Source organism: Pseudoalteromonas sp. G5_S1_54_S4 (assembly GCF_054968565.1).
The window spans coordinates 1-19,537 of the sequence record NZ_JBQKUL010000034.1 but is presented as its reverse complement, the minus strand read 5'-3'; the positions used below and the strand labels follow the sequence as shown (position 1 = coordinate 19,537).

At 40.4% G+C, this 19,537-nt stretch carries 18 protein-coding genes and 1 tRNA gene; 13 read left to right on the top strand and 6 right to left on the bottom strand.

Annotated features, from left to right (window positions below; translation table 11 throughout):
* Positions 1-407 precede the first annotated feature (407 nt).
* The 4 genes from ACTRWE_RS13185 to ACTRWE_RS13170 all read left to right on the top strand — a co-directional run bounded on the left by ACTRWE_RS13185 (position 408) and on the right by ACTRWE_RS13170 (position 2,457).
* On the top strand, positions 408-620 hold the full coding sequence (locus ACTRWE_RS13185) for an EF-hand domain-containing protein (RefSeq protein WP_008467122.1): 213 nt from the start codon (positions 408-410) through the stop codon (positions 618-620).
* Between the two features lie 160 nt (positions 621-780).
* Positions 781-993, top strand: coding sequence for an EF-hand domain-containing protein (locus ACTRWE_RS13180; protein WP_008467121.1), 213 nt, complete (start codon positions 781-783; stop codon positions 991-993).
* Positions 994-1,062: 69 nt separating this feature from the next.
* Positions 1,063-1,278 carry an EF-hand domain-containing protein gene (locus tag ACTRWE_RS13175; RefSeq protein WP_008467119.1) on the top strand — a complete coding sequence of 72 codons (216 nt, stop codon included), beginning with the start codon at positions 1,063-1,065 and terminating at the stop codon, positions 1,276-1,278.
* Positions 1,279-1,509: 231 nt separating this feature from the next.
* Positions 1,510-2,457, top strand: coding sequence for a general glycosylation pathway protein (locus ACTRWE_RS13170; protein ID WP_462880131.1), 948 nt, complete (start codon positions 1,510-1,512; stop codon positions 2,455-2,457).
* 31 nt (positions 2,458-2,488) lie between these two features.
* On the opposite strand, the gene ACTRWE_RS13165 is transcribed toward ACTRWE_RS13170, so the two are convergent.
* On the bottom strand, positions 2,489-4,102 hold the full coding sequence (locus ACTRWE_RS13165) for a M28 family metallopeptidase (RefSeq protein WP_350655128.1): 1,614 nt from the start codon (positions 4,100-4,102) through the stop codon (positions 2,489-2,491).
* 162 nt (positions 4,103-4,264) lie between these two features.
* Between ACTRWE_RS13165 and ACTRWE_RS13160 the strand changes: the two genes are divergently transcribed.
* Entirely contained in the window at positions 4,265-5,635 is a 1,371-nt protein-coding gene (locus ACTRWE_RS13160; RefSeq protein WP_024602781.1) for a Gfo/Idh/MocA family protein, read from the top strand.
* 53 nt (positions 5,636-5,688) lie between these two features.
* Here ACTRWE_RS13160 and ACTRWE_RS13155 read toward each other — a convergent pair whose 3' ends face one another.
* Together ACTRWE_RS13155 and gloB are read right to left on the bottom strand one after the other, a co-directional pair.
* On the bottom strand, positions 5,689-7,266 hold the full coding sequence (locus ACTRWE_RS13155; protein ID WP_350655129.1) for a lytic transglycosylase: 1,578 nt from the start codon (positions 7,264-7,266) through the stop codon (positions 5,689-5,691).
* Positions 7,267-7,419: 153 nt separating this feature from the next.
* Positions 7,420-8,193: a hydroxyacylglutathione hydrolase gene (gene gloB, locus ACTRWE_RS13150; protein ID WP_036956938.1), complete on the bottom strand. Its 774-nt coding sequence runs from the start codon at positions 8,191-8,193 to the stop codon at positions 7,420-7,422.
* A 53-nt stretch (positions 8,194-8,246) separates the two neighbouring features.
* On the opposite strand from gloB, the gene ACTRWE_RS13145 reads away from it, so the two are divergent.
* Complete coding sequence (locus ACTRWE_RS13145) at positions 8,247-9,008, top strand: class I SAM-dependent methyltransferase (RefSeq protein ID WP_008465729.1); 762 nt, start codon at positions 8,247-8,249, stop codon at positions 9,006-9,008.
* A 14-nt stretch (positions 9,009-9,022) separates the two neighbouring features.
* Here ACTRWE_RS13145 and rnhA read toward each other — a convergent pair whose 3' ends face one another.
* Positions 9,023-9,487 (bottom strand): ribonuclease HI, encoded by a 465-nt coding sequence (rnhA, locus tag ACTRWE_RS13140; RefSeq protein ID WP_054202172.1) that lies wholly within the window; start codon positions 9,485-9,487, stop codon positions 9,023-9,025.
* Positions 9,488-9,555: 68 nt separating this feature from the next.
* On the opposite strand from rnhA, the gene dnaQ reads away from it, so the two are divergent.
* The 5 genes from dnaQ (at position 9,556) to ACTRWE_RS13115 (ending at position 13,018) form a co-directional block, all read left to right on the top strand.
* Positions 9,556-10,269: a DNA polymerase III subunit epsilon gene (gene dnaQ, locus ACTRWE_RS13135; protein WP_010391424.1), complete on the top strand. Its 714-nt coding sequence runs from the start codon at positions 9,556-9,558 to the stop codon at positions 10,267-10,269.
* A 9-nt stretch (positions 10,270-10,278) separates the two neighbouring features.
* The gene (locus tag ACTRWE_RS13130) at positions 10,279-11,649 is read left to right on the top strand and encodes a TIGR03503 family protein (protein WP_350655130.1); all 1,371 of its coding nucleotides are present in this window, start codon (positions 10,279-10,281) and stop codon (positions 11,647-11,649) included.
* 98 nt (positions 11,650-11,747) lie between these two features.
* Positions 11,748-11,824: transfer RNA gene (locus ACTRWE_RS13125), tRNA-Asp, on the top strand.
* Positions 11,825-12,038: 214 nt separating this feature from the next.
* Complete coding sequence (locus ACTRWE_RS13120; protein ID WP_350607511.1) at positions 12,039-12,185, top strand: helix-turn-helix transcriptional regulator; 147 nt, start codon at positions 12,039-12,041, stop codon at positions 12,183-12,185.
* Positions 12,186-12,454: 269 nt separating this feature from the next.
* Positions 12,455-13,018 (top strand): transcriptional regulator, encoded by a 564-nt coding sequence (locus ACTRWE_RS13115; RefSeq protein WP_335674757.1) that lies wholly within the window; start codon positions 12,455-12,457, stop codon positions 13,016-13,018.
* Positions 13,019-13,070: 52 nt separating this feature from the next.
* Here the strand turns inward: ACTRWE_RS13115 and ACTRWE_RS13110 are convergent, their stop codons facing one another.
* Positions 13,071-15,014: a S9 family peptidase gene (locus tag ACTRWE_RS13110; RefSeq protein ID WP_350607514.1), complete on the bottom strand. Its 1,944-nt coding sequence runs from the start codon at positions 15,012-15,014 to the stop codon at positions 13,071-13,073.
* Between the two features lie 162 nt (positions 15,015-15,176).
* Here ACTRWE_RS13110 and ACTRWE_RS13105 point away from each other — a divergent pair, with 162 nt between their 5' ends.
* On the top strand, positions 15,177-15,767 hold the full coding sequence (locus ACTRWE_RS13105) for an ABC transporter ATP-binding protein (protein ID WP_350607516.1): 591 nt from the start codon (positions 15,177-15,179) through the stop codon (positions 15,765-15,767).
* Positions 15,764-16,876, top strand: a complete 1,113-nt coding sequence (locus tag ACTRWE_RS13100; RefSeq protein ID WP_069439909.1) for a DUF6136 family protein — start codon at positions 15,764-15,766, stop codon at positions 16,874-16,876. Before ACTRWE_RS13105 ends, ACTRWE_RS13100 begins: the two co-directional genes overlap by 4 nt.
* On the opposite strand, the gene fadE is transcribed toward ACTRWE_RS13100, so the two are convergent.
* A complete protein-coding gene (fadE, locus tag ACTRWE_RS13095; RefSeq protein WP_013464564.1) occupies positions 16,877-19,339 on the bottom strand; it encodes an acyl-CoA dehydrogenase FadE in 2,463 nt (820 codons plus the stop codon).
* Between the last annotated feature and the right edge of the window lie 198 nt (positions 19,340-19,537).

Sequence of the window (19,537 nt, the reverse complement as noted above, 5' to 3'; positions counted from 1 at the left end):
AAGTTTTTATAAAAAATAATAGAAAAATTATTTTAGTTATTATATTTCAATGCGTTATATATACTATTTTACATTGTTAAAGTAAGCATGGCGCATGTGTTCAGAGTCGGTTTATTCTCATAACTGCTCTAAACATGATTTTTCCAGTTTTTTCATTCCCATGTCTCTTTTTATTATAATTTAACTTATTGATTTTAAATGTTTATTTATTTCAGTCCCTGTGGCTGTTGCTAAAAAGCAACAAAATCATGGTTTATTTTTATCAAAATACTTCAAAATCGTTCTAAATACATGTTTTTAAATAACTTTAAAAACATGGCATCGAAGTTGTAATACCTAAGCAGTATTTAGCAAAAACGTGATAAAGCACATCGCTTCATTGCACAACCTAATGAAGGAATTACATTATGAAAACACTTAAATCAACACTGGTATTAATGGCTTTAGCTTCTTCATCAGCGGCTTTTGCAGCAACCGATTTTGACACACTCGATGTGGATGGCAACGGCGCTATTAGCCAAGCTGAAGCATCAGTTGACGCCTCACTTATGAGCCAGTTTACTGAGCTTGATACTGACCAAAACGGTGAGTTATCTAAAGCAGAGTTTTCTAAGGCGTAACCAGCTTTAGTGCTCAATACTACCACTGATTCTGAGTTGCCCAAGACAACCTAAATAGGCAAGGGAGCCTATGACAAAGAATCGCAAGGATATGAGGTTGATAGTTTTGAGCCAATTATTTTTTATTTGACGAACATTGCACACTTTGAAGGATTATATTATGAAAAAGTTACAATCAACACTGGTATTAATGGCGCTTGCTTCTTCATCTGCAGTATTTGCAAGCACAGACTTTGAAACGCTTGATGTAGATGGCAGTGGCACCATCAGCCAAGCAGAGGCATCGGTTGCTGCTGAGCTTATGGAGCAGTTTGCAGAGCTAGATGTAGATGGTAATGGTGAACTTTCTAAAGACGAATTTTCAGCGTACTAGTTTCCCTTAAGGATCTTTGAAAAGGACTTCTTACCATTTTAATTAAGGCATTTAGCCTAAGGATTAATTATGAAAACATTTACTAAAACACTCGCTTTAATTGCACTTGCTTCATCTTCAGCGGCTTTTGCTGCGGTTGACTTTGATTCTTTCGATACTGATGGCGACGGCGTTATTAGCCAGTCTGAAGCACAAGCTAACTCACAACTAGCTCAATTATTTGATGATTTAGATGTTGATAGCAACGGTGAGCTTTCAAAAGAAGAGTTCGCAAAAGTTCAGTAATTACATTACGGATGAAAGCGTTTATGTAATTTATAAACGAGACATAAAAAGCAGCTAAGTAGTAAATACTCAGCTGCTTTTTTGTGCGTGGCGGGAAATAGTGTGTGCAGTTGTCACTAAAATAGTGCAATGGCGTCAATGAATTTAAATTAAGTTATTGATTTTTAAGTTCTTTAATTTTTGGTTTTAAACTTGCTTAGCTGTTGATTAGGGTATTTAAGGAGCCTAATTATGGCGAGAATGAGTTATATCAGTAGTGTAGAGCGCTATAACGAATATGAGCAGATAATACATAGCTTATTAGAATCAATTTTAATGAGTATAGATGACGGCATCGCTAATAATCGTGATATGCGCTATTTAACAAAGCATTATCCTTTTTTAGAATTACAATACTGTTTGGACGAGAAGGGCTCACAACAGGGCAATAACGTTTGTTTTAAACGTGCCTACAATAAAAAATTAGCACAGAGAGGCAATAATCAGGATTTAAGTGAGCGGCCTTATTTTTTAAATGTAAAAGCCTGTAATGCTATTTGTTTTACTGCGCCTTATATTTCTATTGCGACCAACCATTTATGTATATCTGCGATTAAAGAATTAAACAAACCTATCAATAATCAACATTATTTAGTTGTTGATGTAAGTTTAACGCAGCTTATTGAGTTTGTGATGGGTGATACCGCTCGTGCGACTATGTCACCTTATTTTAAAGCAGGTTATGGCATTATTGTGGCGTGCTTATTTAGTTTGGTGCTTTTTTTACTCAACATCGTATTTATCGACATCTATGAATTAATAACTCACGTAAATAGTTCGTCCGATCCCCTAGAACCCTTTAGCATCATTATTTATATCACGTTAGCATTGGCTGTTTTTGATCTTGGCAAAACAATTCTTGAGGAAGAAATCCTCATGCATAAAGATATTTTTAGACACTCATCAACACGACGAACCATTACCCGGTTTATCTCTACCGTGTTAATTGCTATATCAATTGAAGCACTACTCACTATGTTTAAAGCCGCATTAGGGCAATCAGAGTATTTAATGCCAGCTATAGCGATGATGCTTGCAGTGGTGGGACTTTTAATTGCTTTAGCAATATATGTGTATTTAGGAGCAAAAGCTGAAACATTACTTACACAGGCACGGGTAAAACTAAAACCCTCCGAGTAGGAGGATTTTAAGTAGTAATGTTTAATTGTATTTATTGTTTGTCAGCGGTGCGTTTGGCTTTAAAGTCAGACGCGCTTGTCCATTTTGGCCAATCACCGTTATTCGCCAGTTGTGAGGCTATATCAACAATCAGTTCTACATCTTGTTTTACCCCACCTAATGACCAATCAGCTGAGTAATCGTCAGCTTCTTTATGGTATTTATGAGTGATGTAGTCAGGATCGGTATCACCTAGGCTCATAAACAGTAAGCTTGGCACACCTTGTTTGGCGAGTGAAAAATGATCCGATCTAAAAAATAAGCCATTTTGCGCACGAGGATCCAGTTTAACTTGACGTCCTTGCGCGTTTGCGGCTTTAGTTAAATAGTGTTCCATAGTCGAGAGGTCTTTACCGTACTGTAAAATATAGTCGGTGCTATCGAGTACGTTCATCCCATCAATATTTAGTAGGGCAACCATATTCTTTGTTGGGATCACGTCACCAGAGGCAAACTGCGCTGAACCAATTAAACCGGTTTCTTCGGCGGTGAAGTTGGCAAAAATAATCGAGCGTTTAAACGGTGTTTGCTGATGCATTTTTTGCATTATTCGAGCAATCTCAAGGGTGGCCGCGGTGCCTGATGCGTTATCAACGGCGCCATTATAAATTTTAGGACCGCTGTCGGTTTGTTTAGTGCCAAAGTGATCCCAATGGGCACTAATAACGATGTATTCATCTGGGCTTTCACTGCCTGTGATTTTTGCGACCACATTATGTGATTTTGCATGTGACACTTCGTTTTTAAATGCAAGGGTTGCTTTTAAATTCAACGCTTTAGCTTGAAATTGCTCACTAAGTGCTTGTTGTTTTAATTGTTGGTAATTTAAGTGTGCTGATGCAAATATTTGCTCGGTGGCATCGAGTGTTAGCCAGCCCATAACGGGCAATTCAGATGCATTGAGGTTGTTATCCATTAGACTGTATTTAGTGCCGGTATTTGAGCTTTCAACTACCCCCCAAGGGTATGCGGCAGGAGCTGTTTCGTGAACAATAAATACCGCTTTAGCGCCTTGGCGCGCGGCTTCTTCATATTTATAAGTCCAACGACCATAATAAGTCATGGCATTACCAGTAAATAACGTATCGTCTTGAGTGGCAAAGCCCGGATCGTTTACCAGCACAATAACGGTTTTACCGGTTACATCAATATTGGCGTAGTCGTTCCAGTTATATTCAGGGGCATTTATACCATAACCGACAAAGACCACATCAGAATTGCGAACATCAATAACAGGCTGCAATTGTTTAGTACGAGCAGTAAAGTCTTTACCCGCTTTAAAGCTTAAATCACCCATGGTCAATTGCATGTTTTGATCTGCGGTGATCATGGCCATTTTAACCGGATGTAAAAAATCACCGTTATAGGCACCAGTTAACCCTATGGCCTTGTATTGTTCACTCAAATAGCCAACGGTTTTTACTTCACCCAATGTTAAAGGACCGCGACCTTCAAAGTCATCAGAGGCAAGGGTTTTAATATGCTGTTTTATATTATTTAAACTAACGCCCGGACTGTTTTCGAGCGAGGAAGTGGGGGTTGCAGACTCTGAGCAACCCGTTAGTACAATAACTAAAAAAAATGTGATGGTTTTTATATAAGACATAATAAGTTAGGAAATAATATTTTTTTCGACTATAACCCCAAACAATAACACAATGCGAATTTTTATCCCTTTTAAACCTATTTTTATGCAGCTTACCTCTTTGGCCCTTTACCCATTAATCGCCATTAGGTAAGTTAAAAATAATAACAAAAGGGATATGTAATGAAGCAATTTAATCGTCGGGATTTTTTAAAGGCAGCCAGTGTAGCTGCCGCTGCTGGTGTGGTTAGTGGCTGTGCATCTAGTGGCAGTGTTCATACTAGCGCGCCTATGCAACAAGGGCGCTCCGTTATCGGTTTGGTCGCACCTAAAATGGATGTGGTGAGAGTAGGGTTTATTGGTGTGGGTCAGCGCGGGTTTGGCCATGTAAAGCGTATGAGCCACATTGAAGGCACTCAAATAGTGGCTATTTGCGATACTCATACAGAGGTTTTAGAACGTGCCGCTAATTATTTAGTTGATACGGGAGTGGCAAAGCCTGCATTGTATAGTGGCAGTGAGCGCGCTTATCAACAAATGCTCGAACGACAAGACATTGATATTGTGATTATTTCAACACCATGGGCATGGCATGCGCCAATGGCTATCGATACCATGAACAGCGCAAAACATGCTTTTGTTGAAGTGCCTCTAGCACTGACTGTTGATGAAATGTGGCAAATTGTCGATACCGCAGAGCGTACGCAAAAAAACTGCATGATGATGGAAAATGTTAACTACGGACGCGACGAGTTAATGGTATTAAACATGGTACGCCAAGGTGTATTTGGGGAGCTGTTACATGGCGAAGCGGCGTATATTCATGAACTGCGCTGGCAAATGAAAGAGCTTGAGCACAAAACAGGCTCATGGCGAACGCAGTGGCATGCAAGACGTGACGGTAATTTATATCCTACGCATGGATTAGGGCCGGTATCGCAATACATGAATATAAATCGTGGCGATCGGTTCGATTTTTTAACCTCAATGAGCTCACCTTCACTTGGCCGAAGCGCCTATGCGCAACGTGAGTTTGCTGCCGAACACCCCCGTAACCAGCTCAATTATATTGCCGGTGACATGAACACGACGCTGATTAAAACTCTCAAAGGGCGCAGTATTATGGTGCAGCACGATACGACAACCCCTCGGCCGTACTCACGACATAACTTAATACAAGGCACGAATGGCGTGTTTGCCGGTTTCCCTAATCGTATTGCCCTTGAAACTGGTGGCTCAAAAAGTTTTCATGAGTGGGATTATGATATGAGCGCATGGTATGAGCAGTACGACCATCCCTTATGGACAAAAATGGGTGAAGAGGCGCAGCGCAATGGTGGTCACGGTGGCATGGACTTTTTAATGTTTTGGCGGATGATTTACTGCTTAAGAAATGGTGAACCGCTAGATCAAGACGTTTATGACGGGGCGGCATGGTCGGTTATTTCGCCGTTATCAGCCCAGTCTGTGAGTGAGCGTAGCCGCTCAATAGATATTCCCGATTTTACTCGCGGGGCATGGCAAACCGCACAGCCTTTGGGCATTGTAAGCTAAGCCAAATAAAAAAAGAGCGCATGCGCTCTTTTTTTATTTATTGGTTATGTTTATTAGCTACTTCTCACATCAACCTTGAGTTTAAGCTTTTGGCCTGGCTGTAAGTATTTTTGCCCAGCCAAGTCATTCCATTTAATTATATCGCTCACGGTTAAATTAAACTTAGAGGCTATACGCGCTAATGAATCACCCCGACGCACTTTATAAGTAATAGTGCGATTGGTGTTATTCGCTGACTCTTTAGGCTGATTTGCTGATTTATAAACAACCAATTTTTGATTTAAACGCAGCACTGCATTTTTCTTCAGCTTATTCCACTTAGCTAATTCACCCATAGTGACATCGTATTCGCGGCTTATGTCCCACAATGTGTCGCCACTTTTTACCGTGTGTGAGAGCTTAGTGCGCAAACTTTTATTAGCGGCCGCGCGTACTTGCTGAGGTAAATGTTCACTGTTAATTTTACCATCAGTTAGCGGTACTAAAATTTGTTGGCCAATACGAATTACGTTTGAATCAAGCTTATTTAATGACTTTATTGCATTGGTGCTAGTGGTGAATTTACTGGCAATTACCGACAGGCTATCACCTTTTTTTACTTTATATTGTTGCCAGCGAAGACGATTTTTAATGTCAGTTGCAGCCAATTTTTCTGTAAATTGCTCTACTTTATCGGTAGGAAGTAATAAAAAGTGTGGGCCATCAGGATCGGTTGCCCAGCGGTTAAACCCTGGATTTAATCGATATAGTTCGGTAAGGGTCATATCGGCCATGTCTGCAGCCAGTGCTAAATCTATTTGTGACTCAATATTAACCACTTCGACTACTTGTGCGTTAATTATTGGCTTCCACGACACTTTAAACTCATCTGCACGTTTTAATAAATCAGCTAAAGCTAATAATTTAGGCACGTAGGCGGTGGTTTCACGAGGTAAATCTAGTGACCAAAAGTCGGTAGGCAAATGCTTTTTACGATTCTTTTTTATCGCACGCAGCAAGCGGCCTTCACCTGAGTTATAGGCGGCAATTGCGTTCAGCCAATCACCTTCAAGGGTTTTGTGTAAGTACGAGAGATAATCAAGTGCAGCGCGAGTAGACTGCACAATATCGCGACGACCGTCATACCACCAGTTTTGTTTTAAATCAAAACGCTCGCCGGTTGCGGGCATAAACTGCCAAATACCCGATGCAGTACGGTGCGAATAGCCATAAGGGTCGAACGCACTTTCTACAATGGGTAAAAGTGCAATTTCGATGGGCATTTCACGCTTTTCAATTTCTTCAACAATAAAATGTAAATACGGCTCAGCACGTTTAGAGATACGATCTAAGTATGCCTGATGACGTGCATAATAATTACGCTCAGCGACCACTGGGCGATTTTGTGGAATATCAATAGATAATTGGTAACGAATACGCTCCCAAACATCGTCAAACACAGGGGCTTCTTCTTCAATATCGTTTACTTGTTGATATTGCGCATTCATCATTAATGCAGTGCTAATATCATTTGGGCTGGCGCCTTCAAGCTGGTTTTGAGCTTGATTTTGTGAATCTGTGTTTAACGTTGTCAGTGTTTGACAACCGCTTAGCGTCATCGCTAAGACCAGTAAAAGAGGAGATTTATTCATAAATACCAATACATAGGGTAAAAAACTCGGCGAATACTACCCATAATGAGTCAACATTGCCACTTATGACCGTTAAAAGTTCCAAACAAATATGATTAGAAAATGTTAACTTATTGTTTGTTAACTAATCGTTTTATTATTGTTGTTACTAGCTTAAAAATGATCTTTGAACTTTCTCAGACTAGCAAAGTTTTCCCAAGGTTCATTGTTTTTTGTAACTAAACAATATTCTTTTGGTATTAATTCTATAATGTTTGGCAAATTGCTACGCATAAAAGGGTTAATTTTTAGCTCATTGCCTATGGTACTTGGCAACGTTATTTCATCTTTATTACGCAATTCATCCACTTGCTGGCTGTAAGCGAGTAACTCGGGGTTTCGTGGCTCAACCGCTTTTGCAAACGCCAAATTCGCCTGGGTGTATTCATGAGTACAATACACTTTGCAATCACTCGGTAGTGCACTAAGTTTATTAAATGAATGCCACATTTGTTCTGGAGTGCCTTCAAATAAGCGCCCACAACCACCGCTAAATAATGTGTCGCCAGTAAAGGCAAGTGCATCATTAACATAACAAATATGATCGAGTGTGTGGCCAGGCGTGGTGATAATATTAAATGAGGTGCCTAAAACGGTAATCGTTTGGTCTTCATTTAAAGGCTCTGTTATTCCTTTAAATGGACTGTTACTTGGGCCGTAAACCTCAACGTTTGGATACTGTTTTACTAATTGGGCAACGCCATCAGTGTGATCATAATGATGATGCGTTATTAAAATACCGCCTAGGGTTAAATTATACTGTGCTAAATGCTCAGTGACCGGCGCAGATTGGCCAGGGTCAACCACCCACGCTTGATTATTATGCTCGGTGGTTAAGCACCAAATGTAGTTATCAGAAAAGGCTTTAATTGCTTTGACTTGCACCATGTATCGTTGCTCTATAAAGTGGTATTTAATTAATATTATAACGAGCTTATATAATGAAACCAGCCCTTAGTTTTCAAGAAGGCCCCAAACCGTTGTCATGGCAACAGTTTCCGCATGGTGATTATTTACGTTGTGATATAGAACGCAAATTGTCGCCGTGGTTACCACGTATGTTTGGCTATCATATGCTTAAATTGGGTAATTTAAGTGGCGAGTTAGATACCAGCAAAAGTTCCATTAAGCATCAAGTATGCGTTGCAGAGCCAGGCCCTTATACCGGAGTGGTGGCTGACATAGACGAACTGCCTTTTTATGAGCACAGTATAGATGCGTGCATTATGAGCCATTGTTTAGAGTATCACTCAGATCCACATCATATATTACGTGAGGCTCATCGTACGCTTATTCCCGGCGGTTATATTGCCATTACCGGTTTTAATCCTTTTAGCTTTTGTGGGTTAGCGCAATTACTGCCATTTAGTGGTCAAAAATTACCGTGGACAGGGCGCTTTTTTACCCCTGCACGGGTAAAAGACTGGCTTAATTTGCTTGGGTTTGAAATTGTGGCCGATGAGCGCTTTATTTATTCATCGTTGGCACGCGGTAACCGGTTGTCGCGGTTTGCGTTTTGGCGCAGCTTTACCAAGCAATATTTAAAACCTATGGGCAGTGTATATTTGCTGGTGGCACGAAAGCGTGTTGCGCCACTTACGCCAATAAAACCTAAGTGGCATGCACGGCCACAATTTGCGCCAATAAAAGGGGTAGGGCTTAGGCAGACCTCAAAGCAACATTATCAGCAAAATAAAAAATAGTGCGATATTGAGGGTTACGGTTGGTAACCTTCATCATCGAGTAAGTTGTTGCCGCTGGCTGCATCACGAGCAAGGTCGTCAACAATTTCGTTATATTTGTGGCCACTGTGGCCTTTTACCCATTTCCAAGTAACGTCGTGCTCGGCACAGGCCTTGTCGAGACGTTTCCATAAATCGACATTTTTAACCGGCTTTTTAGCCGAGGTTTGCCAACCGCGTTTTTTCCAATTGGTGATCCAAGACTCAATACCCTGCTTAACATATTGGCTATCGGTAGTCAGGGTTACAGGGCAGGCACGATTAAGAGATTCTAGCGCCACAATGGCTGCCAGCATTTCCATACGGTTGTTGGTCGTAAGCTTATAACCTTGGCTTAATTTTTTTTCATGGGCTTCATAAATCATAAAAATACCATAACCACCGGGGCCTGGATTACCTAAACACGAACCATCGGTGTAAATCTCTACGGTTTTTTGCACTGTTTTACCTTGATATTATGTACAATAAAGTGATTATAGAAAGATACCAGAGTCAGGCTTAATTCGATATGGCACGCAGACAAATAGTTTTAGATACAGAAACCACCGGCATCGACCCTAAACAAGGGCACCGTATCATCGAGATCGGCTGTGTGGAGCTTATGAATCGCCGGTTAACCGGCAATAATTTTCACGTTTACATTAATCCGCAGCGCAGCATTGAAGAAGAAGCAATCGATGTTCACGGTATTACTAATGAATTTTTACGCGATAAACCGCTTTATCGTGATATTGCCCAAGAGTTTTTTGACTATATTAAAGGGGCTGAGTTAGTCATTCATAATGCGCCGTTCGATATTGGCCATATGGATAATGAATTTGCGTTATTAAATCAAGGCTATCAAAACACCCATAGTTTTTGTGGTGTGCTTGATACCCTTAAAATGGCGCGTGACTTGCATCCAGGGCAAAAGAACAACCTAGATGCACTTTGTCGCCGCTACGATGTTGATAACACTAAGCGGACGTTACACGGCGCCTTACTGGATTCTGAAATTTTAGCCGATGTTTACCTGGCAATGACCGGGGGGCAAGTAAAGCTAAACCTAAATCAAAACAAAGATGACTCAAGTGAAGATCAAAAAGGCGGTATTAGACGCCTAAGTAGCGACAGAGCACCTTTGGTAGTTATAGCAGCTAACGATGCAGAGCAAAGCGCACATCAAACGCGTTTAGACATTGTACAAAAGGAGGGCGGCCATTGTTTATGGCGCGCTGAATAGGGCATTATTATGAAAACGCTATTAGTAGTTTCACTGCTTTTAATCGCCGTGTGTTTCCACCCCGATGCACACAGCGTAAAGCAAGTTGAAGAGTTAAAAGGCAGCGGTAAACAAAATGAAATCCCGTTACTGGATAACCGTTTTCGTGTTGATGACAAAATTGATGAAATAAAATTAATATTTTTTAGACGCCCAGGATCGCCTGCCGTAATTTTAGTAAGACCCGATGGTACTAAATACTTTGCAACCAATGCGGTGAGAAACACTAGTCTTGATTGGTACGATGAATTAAATTATGACTTAGTGGTTATTCGCAATCCCATGCCTGGGCCGTGGCAAGTTATTGGCCAAATAATGCCAGAAAGCCGCATTGTTGTTATTGGTGAGTTATCGCTAAAAGTAGACCCACTGCCTAAAATTCTGTTTCAGGGTGAAACTGTAAAGGTAACTGGTGAGATTTTAAATGATGGCGAGCCGATTCGCGCCAACCTATTTAAAGATGCGGTATCGCTTAATGTAAGCTTTGTGAGCACCAATAATGAAAACTTTGAAAACTTTGGTGCAGGCATACAACAAGTAACTGAATTCAAAGATGATGGCTACGGGTTCGATGAAAGCGCTAAAGACGGTGTGTTTACCGGTGAGTTTACTTTAAATTTCACACCTGGCGAGTGGCGCCCTGAGCTTTATATTACCACTGATGTATTAGAGAGGCGGGTGGTTCAAGATCCTATTGTTGTGCATGAGCCGCCTTTCAGCTTTACCTCCGTTGAAGCAACCGAAGAGGGGGATGATCATCGCATTACCATCAATATTGATGATGAGCTTTTAAAACCTGATACGGTGATCATGCAAGGTAAAATTTATTATCCCAATGGTGAAGAGCAGGTATTTTACTTAGATAGCAACAGCACTACTGCTAGAGAGCTGGCTTTACAAGATTATGATTGGGGGCGCTACAACATTGAAATCTCTGTTTTTGGCTCAACAATCAATGACCGAGAGTTTATGGCTACATTGCCAACCTATTTATTTGAAATAGAAAGACCGATTGAAGTGATTCCAGAAATTCCAGTTGCCAGTGTTAGCGAACCAGAAATTATTCCTGTGCCAGTTGTAAAACCAAAAGTAATGTCCACGGGATTAATGGTTAGTTTAATTGTTGGTGGAAATTTGGCCATTTTATTTATAGGTTGGTTATGTATTCGTGTTTTTGTGCAGAACAAACCATTAAAACTTAAATTGAATTTAGCTTTTTTAAATAAAAAGAAAGCTGTTGAGTCAAAAAAAGCTGAACAGCAAAAATCAGATGAACCAGAAAATAGCTCAAAAAATGATAAATCAGGTGGAATTTTAAACCTTTCGATGTCAGATGACTAAAAAACCTGTAAAAAAACAAAAAAGCCCTTGACGAAGCAGGGGCTGGTTCGTATTATTCACGCCGCTGTCAGGGGAGACTCAGACAGAAACGAAAATGCGGAGTGGTAGTTCAGTTGGTTAGAATACCGGCCTGTCACGCCGGGGGTCGCGGGTTCGAGTCCCGTCCACTCCGCCACTTGTTATTTCCTCAATAACAAGCAATAAATAATTTCCTTATTAATAAATCCAAATATAATTTTTTATCAGCTATCAGCTATCAGCTATCAGCTATCAGCTCGACTCTTATATACTAACCTGCTAATATTCTTGTCTATTCTTCAATATTCAGCTTCTTATATCTGCATGAATTACCAAGAATCTAATCTCACTTTAAAAAAGGAAGCATTAAGATGAGCACATTAGGTCCACAATTAAAGCAGCTAAGAAATAATAAAAAATTGAGCCAACCTGAATTTGCCCAGCAAGTAGGTATAGAGCAAAGTTATACCCAAACCACCTCAAGATGCGAGTTTCAGTTGGAATTAAAAGCGATTTAGGCAAGGCATTGATTGCAAGTAATAGTGGTTCTATTGTTAAAATCAATAACGCAGTATAAATCGCTTTTAAACCAACCCATAGGGCGTTTCACAGGCACTTACTTTCATCGTTGTTACTTCTTAAAAGGGATTGCCATTCTTGCAAAGTAACGCCTTGATATTAAGCACCTGTGAAACGCTGAATTCTGCACCTTGAGGTGGCTTGGGTATATATATCAAAACTTGAAAACGATAAATCAATTCCCTCCAATGAAATATTTAGAGCTTTATTGATAGCATTAGATCTTTCAATTGATGAGTTTATGAAGCCACTAGTATCGAGTCACGATAAAGTTAGACTGATGCAAATACCCGATGTAGAGCTGTGGTATAAAAGTAAAGCAGTAAAGAGCTCAGCCACACAGCGTAAGTTTATTTATCTCGCAATGTTTTTAATATCTATTGGTTGTGCATTGTTTTATGCAGGACATAAAAACTATGTGTTCAATGAGCGCTTTTACGAATATAAATCACAAGGTGTGATCAAAACAGGTGAACCTCTGAATGTTTTTACTCATTGGAGCAATTATATTATTGAGTCGAATCGAGAAAAAAGAGATGAGAAAAATCGGGAAATGCTGGCCAGAAGGGTACCAAGTTTTAAGTTAATGGATGAGTATGTCGGTGAATCATTTGTTGAAGAGGTTGAGGGAGGTAAACGTGTTTATACTGCAAATGAGCTTTCGCGGACTATGCCACATGCAGGCAATAGTTGGTTTGAGTTTTTAGGTGTTTTTGCTGCTGTATTTGGTTTGGCGCTCGCTTTACTGGAACCTAGATTAACCAAGCAATAAAAAGCCTGCGTACATGAAAACGCAGCAGGCTTTAATATAAATTGGCTTACAATTACCCTTGTGGGCCAAAGCGTTCTTTCAAGTAAGTATCTAAAAAGTTTAGGTAGGCGTTGGAGGCGCTGATACGGTTTTCTTTTTTGCTAAAACCGTGGCCTTCATCATCAAATAATACATACTCTACAGGCACACCATTAGCTTTAACCGCAGCAACCAACTCATCGCTTTCAATTTGTAATACGCGTGGATCATTAGCACCTTGAATAACCATTAAAGGCTTAGTGATGTTATCGGCATGAAATAGCGGTGAAATAGCACGGTGACGTTCACCATCGGTGGCAGGATCGCCCATTTCATCGTATAGCGCCTTTTTAAAGCTTTCCCACCATGGTGGAATTGAGTTCAGTGTGCGTACCCAGTTAGTCACACCAAAAATATTGATACCTACTTTGAACTCTTCCGGTTCAAAGGCAAGCGCGGCTGCGGTCATAAAGCCGCCGTAGCTACCACCCATGATGCCGATTTTATCTGCATCGACCCAATCTAGGCTTTGTAAGTGTTTTTTACCGTAGACAATATCTTGTAGATCATCGGTGCCATGTTTTTTATCGTCTAAATGGAAAAATGTTTTACCATAGCCTGAGCTACCGCGGTTATTGACGGCAAAAATAGCATAGCCATGATTAACTAAATGTTGCTGCATTGCGCTATAACCAGTTCGGCTTTGCCCACCTGGGCCGCCATGCACCCAAATAAGTGCAGGTACTTTATTGGTGCTGCTGGCTTGTTTTGGTTTGTATAATACGCCCGGTATTTCTAAATCATCAAAACTTTTAAAGCGCACAATGGTGCTCTCTACTAAGTCGTTTTGATCTATATCTTCACTTAATGTGTTGGTAAGTTGCTTGGCTTCATTACTGCCAACTTGCCAAACAAATAAGTTGCTTGGTGAGGTATCTGAATTTAAATAAAACGCCATGGTTTTCTCATCGCTTGAGAAATTCACACCACGTAGATTTCCCGCAGGTAATTTAGGCATGGCAATTTCATCCGCTGTTTGCGTGTCTTTTACTGTGACCTTTGTGCTGGCATCAGCATTTACACCGCTTACTTGGTAACGCCCAGATTTAGAAAAGTAAATAAAGCTAACGTCCCAATCATCTTTTAATGCTGGGCTGTGCTTGCCTGTGGCGAGCTCATATTGCCACACCTCTGAAAACTCTCCTTTAGCGTCTGTTGAGTAGTATAAATATTTGCTGTCTACAGAGAAGGTCTCAGGCGTATATTGTGCTGGTGTATCGTGTTTTGAAATTAATTGCGGCTTGAGGGTTTTCTTAGAGGTATCAAGAATAAACGTATCGCTGTCTTTATTGGTATTATTTTTAGACAGTGCAATGTAGCGTCCATCGGGGCTAATTGCGCCCACATCTAGTCCTTGTGTGTTTTGATAAACGGGCGTGACTTTATAGGTTTTGCTATCTACACGATACAAGTCCATAAACTTGGCATCGCGTTGATTACTGGTAATAAAAAACTGACTGCCATCTTTAGTAAAGCCTGCAAAACTCGCGCGGGTTTCTTCCCCTGGAGTTAAATCTTTGATTGAACCATCAACTTCACGCACATAAACATGGTAGCGCTCATTACCGCCTGAGTCCTTGGTAAATAGTACACGCTCATCATTTGGGAAATAGCGAATAGGGTAGGTGCTATCTTCAAAATTGGTTAGGCGCATTTTGCTACCTGTTTTTATGTCAACTTCATACAAGCTGTAAATACCGCTTTCATCGCTACTAACTAGAACTTTATCGCCAGTCGGGGAAAAGCTACTGCCCATGATAGATGTTGTATCAAAAAAGGTTTTAGCGTTATAGGTTTTTACTTGTTGTTTTTGCTCAGTTGCCACAGGGGTAGAGGCTGAATTATTAGATTGACTGCAACCTGTTAATGCAATTGATACTGCACAGGTAATACAAGCAAATTTGAGGGCTTTTTTCATAGATACATTCCTTGGATTATAATTATAGACTTTTAGTGTTAACCGAACATTTTTTAAACGCAAGTAATTAGCCTATTCGAACTGCAATAAAGTGTTACAAACCATGTAGCCCACGAAAATAGAAAACCAGTTATAATTCACTTTCAAAATCAGGGAGTATTTATGATAGAAGTCATTGGGTTACATAAACAGTTTGCTGAAAACGTATTGTACAGTGGCTATAGTGTGCAGTTTTGTGCACCTAAAATATGCATTGAAGCGCCTAATGGCCAAGGTAAAACAACGTTGTTGATGATGTTGGCAGAGCTCGAAACGCGCCAAAGTGGGCAGATTTTATTTTCTAAAAAAGCATTAACCGAACCGCATAAACAAGTTGCTATAGCCTCAGACTGTATTGCTTTACCTGACTTTCTTACGGCAAAGCAAATTATTAACTTGTCCGTGAATACGCTGGATTGTAGTTGGCCAACAACAATAATAGATGGGTTTAATTTCAATGAATTTTTAAATACTCGTTTTGATGCGCTGTCGTCAGGTAATCAAAAGAAATGCCAGTTAATTTTAGCGCTTATGCGTGATGCACCTTATTTACTTCTAGACGAACCCAGCGCAGCACTTGATCAAGCCAGTATTCAGTATTTATTAGTGCTGCTTGATGAATATCTAATAGATAAGCCAAATGGGCAAATAGTCATCACTTGCCATGAACCAGCGCCATTTATTGAGCGTGGCTTTGAGTGTATACCGTTATGATTGCAAATTTAAAACAATCAATCGGGCAATATCGCTCCTTTATGGATTATCGTTATCAGGCTTACAAAACTGAACTCACGCAATTATTGTTGCAACTAAAAAGCTTTGGGTTGTTATTTTTAGTGGTGTTAGGCTCGTCAGTGTTGGGTTTGATATTGCTACTTTTTTTAGGCCTTGGAAAAATTATAGACAGCAGCGCAGCACCCCAATACGGTGCACAAATGGCTTTATTTTATTTGTTACTACAAAGTGTGATGCTCAGCGCAATGAAGTCAGCAATTAAAAATAGTAAGCAGCGGTTATTTCAGCAAACTATTGCACGATCAGTTTGGTTATATTTAGTCGATATTAAACTATTAACGCTCAGTAATGCATGGCTTATAGCCAGTGTATTAATTGCGCTAGATTTAACGCTATCACAATGGGTTAAAGTACCGCATTTTATTGTATTTATGTTGCTGCAGTTTAGCTTGGGCGTTTTGTGTTTATACAAAACCAGCGCACTGGTATATGGCTTTTTGTTTAGCGTGATATTAGTGCGTGTTCCTATTCATATGCAGCCGCTCACTTATCATATGGGCTTTACTTTATTGTTTGCGCTGAGCCTTTTTGTCCCCGTGGTTAATGTTAAAGGGCGTATTGCAGTAAGTTCATTATTGGGCTTTTGGTTTTGTTATTTATTAAACCATTGTTGGACACTTGTTTGGCGCGTGTCGTTACTTTTATGTGTATTCATGGCAACAGCTGCGCTAATAAACGAACGTGCTGATTTAGTACCTATACTTGTGATATTAGCCATGGCTTTTATTGTACTCTTTAGTAGTTCATTGCAATTTGATTGCGGTAGGGTGTATGAGCAGTATCGATTATTTTTTAAAACATGCGAGCAAGAACGCGCCTTTTATATTAGCCATTTTTTACCTAGCATATTGCTGTTTTTATTAGCCACAATAAGTTATAGCGTTATTTTTGGTTACACTCATATTGTATTATTTGTCATTGGAAATATGTGGTGTGTATTACAGGTTTACCTTGCACAAAAAAAACCAGCGCATTATGCGCTGGTTTGGCTAATTTCAACAGGGTTGCTGCTAGCTTTACTAAATTAGTTAAGCGGCATCTGCCTTTTTAGATTTAGCTTTGCTATTACGCGCTGCTTTGCCGGCAAGTAAATCTGCAGGGTCAAAGTCGTCAACGTTAATAACGTCTAAGCGAGCTTGTTCAACAGCTGCTAACTTATCAGCTTCAGCTTGGCTTAAAATGCCGGCTTCTAAGCCCATTTGCGCCACTTTATCAAGTTGGAAGAATGGCAATTTAACGCCTTTCTCTTTACATACGCGTTCAAATAAAGGCTCTACCTCTAGCACGTCTTTAAGCGTTTGCTCTTGACGACCTACAAGGTTAAGCGGCTCGTTTGTAAGGTATACATAACTTGCTAAACGATTACGCGTTTCGCTAGGCACTTGCAGTAATTGCGCTAGTTTATGCTCAAGTTTGTCGGTAGGTTTACGAACCGGGCGACCAAACGGGAATAACAATACTTTTAATACGCCACGAAGTGGTGCAGATGGCATATTGTTGATTAAATCAGCAAGCGCACGTTGACAGTGGTAAAGGTGATCCTGACAGCTCCACTGAACCAGTGCAAAATCTTCTTTTTTACGGCCTTCGTCGTTATAACGTTTAAGCGTTGCAGACACTAAGTAAAGGTAGCTTAATAAGTCACCTAAGCGTGCTGAAATACGTTCTTTACGTTTAAGTGAACCACCAAATACTGCCATACTAATATCAGACATAAGTGCAAGCGATGCACTAAAGCGTGAAGCTATACGATAAAACTCTGCCGTTTCGTCTTTGTACGGCACGCTAGTAAAGCGAGCGCCAGTAAGTGCAAGCCACTTAGTGCGCACTAGGTTAGACATGGTAAAGCCAATGTGGCCCATTAGCGCTTTATCAAATACGTTAAGCGCTTCTTCGCGGTCTTCAATTTCACACGCACCTAGCTCGGTAAGTACAAATGGATGACAACGAATAGCACCTTGACCATAAATAATCATATTACGGGTCAAGATGTTTGCACCTTCAACGGTAATGGCAATAGGTGCACCTTGATAGCCACGACCTAAATAGTTATTTGGCCCAAGCATGATCCCTTTACCGCCTAGCACGTCCATTGCATGAATGGTGGCATCGCGCATTTGCTCGGTAAGGTGGTATTTAATAATAGCCGAAATCACAGATGGTTTTTCGCCTAAATCAACAGCACCGGTAGACATACTTACTGCAGCGTCTGAGCTGTAAGCATAACCGGCAAGTTTCGCCATTGACTCTTCAACCCCTTCCATTTTACCAATTGGTAAGCGGAATTGACGACGAATACGGCTATAAGCACCGGTTGCTACAGCAATCATTTTAATGCCACCGGCTGAATTTGACGGCAATGTAATTGCACGACCAACCGATAAACACTCAACCAGCATACGCCAGCCTTGACCAGCCATTTCTGGGCCACCAATAATGTAATCAAGTGGTACAAAAATATCTTTACCGCGAGTAGGGCCATTTTGGAACGGCACATTAAGCGGGAAGTGACGACGACCAATTTCTACCCCTGGGGTATCTGTTGGGATAAGTGCACAGGTAATACCAGGCTCTTTAACGTCACTTAATAATCCATCTGGATCTTGTAATTTAAATGCTAGACCAAGAACCGTAGCTACAGGTGCAAGTGTAATGTAACGCTTGTTCCATGTAAGGCTTACACCGACTACTTCTTCACCATTCCATTGCCCTTTACATACTACACCGTAGTCTGGAATTGAGCTTGCATCAGAACCTGCCTCTGGCGAAGTAAGAGCAAAACATGGAATTTCTTGACCGCTTGCTAAACGCGGTAAGTAATGATTTTTTTGATCTTCAGTACCGTAGTGCTGTAATAACTCACCCGGGCCTAACGAGTTAGGTACACCAACAATTGACGAAAGCAATGTTGATTTACTGGTTAGTTTTTGCAGTACACACGATTGTGCAAATGCAGAGAATTCTAAGCCGCCGTATTCCTTTTTAATGATCATGGCAAAGAATTTGTTATCTTTCAGATATTGCCATACATCCTGAGGTAAATCAGTTAGCTCATGCGTAGCTTCCCAATCGTCCAGCATACTACATACAACTTCAACAGGGCCGTCGATAAATGCCTGCTCTTCAATAGTAAGTTTTGGAACTGGATACTGGTGAAGCTTTTTCCAATCTGGGTTACCACAAAATAAATCAGCTTCCCACCAAGTTGTACCGGCATCAATAGCTGACTTTTCGGTGTCAGACATGCTCGGTGTAACTTTTTTGAAGACCTTGAAAATAGGCTTGATAATATATTGCTGACGAATGCCAGTAACAGAAAGAGGCACTGCGATGATTAAAAAGATCACCCAGCTAATTAAACCAAAAGCACCAGCAAAGGTACCAATTAATAATGTTGCGGCAGAAACACCAAGTGCTGTGTTCCAACTCGCTCTGTGGTAAAGCGCAATGCTGAGCAGTGCGATTAAACCGAGTGTAAATATGAGTGTCATTGCTAATTCCTTAATAGAGGTCAGACCACCTCGTTTAGAGTAGCGCTAGTAACGCTAAGTTTCAAGTACATTACTTAGATTAAAGTGTAGTTATCGGTACGATTATTACAATCCGTTGTATGTTATACGAACAGTTTGGCTGTAATCGTTTATTTTGGCTTATCATAAAAAATATAAGCGTTAAAAAATCAATTAATC